The organism is Limisphaera ngatamarikiensis (assembly GCF_011044775.1).
In the GTDB taxonomy this organism is placed as follows: Bacteria; Verrucomicrobiota; Verrucomicrobiia; order Limisphaerales; family Limisphaeraceae; genus Limisphaera; species Limisphaera ngatamarikiensis.
This window is the reverse complement of the sequence record NZ_JAAKYA010000094.1, coordinates 3,066-3,352: the sequence shown is the minus strand read 5'-3', so window position 1 is coordinate 3,352 and position 287 is coordinate 3,066. Positions and strand designations below refer to the sequence as shown.

Below are 287 nucleotides of genomic sequence, written 5' to 3'. Positions count from 1 at the left end.
GACCCGGGGGTTTGACCTGTGGAACCGGCTGACCAACGTGCAGTCGGTGGTTGCGACGGGGGTGGTGAGCCGTCTGGACTGGACGTACGATGCGATGGGCCGGCGGGTGCGGGCCGGGTGGGCCGACGGCAGTTACTGGGTCTACCGGTACGACCCTTATGGTCAGTTGGAGTCGGGCCGACGGTATTGGGCGGACGGTCGGCCGGTGGCGGGGCAACAGTTTGAGTATCGGCACGATGCGATTGGGAACCGGACGGTTGGGGGCTGGGGTGGGGATGAGCTGGGAG

1 protein-coding gene is annotated in these 287 nt (G+C 67.2%); it reads left to right on the top strand.

Annotation, left to right across the window (positions count from 1 at the left end):
• On the top strand, window positions 1–287 hold a 287-nt coding region (locus G4L39_RS13790; protein WP_165109075.1), incomplete at both ends, for a hypothetical protein.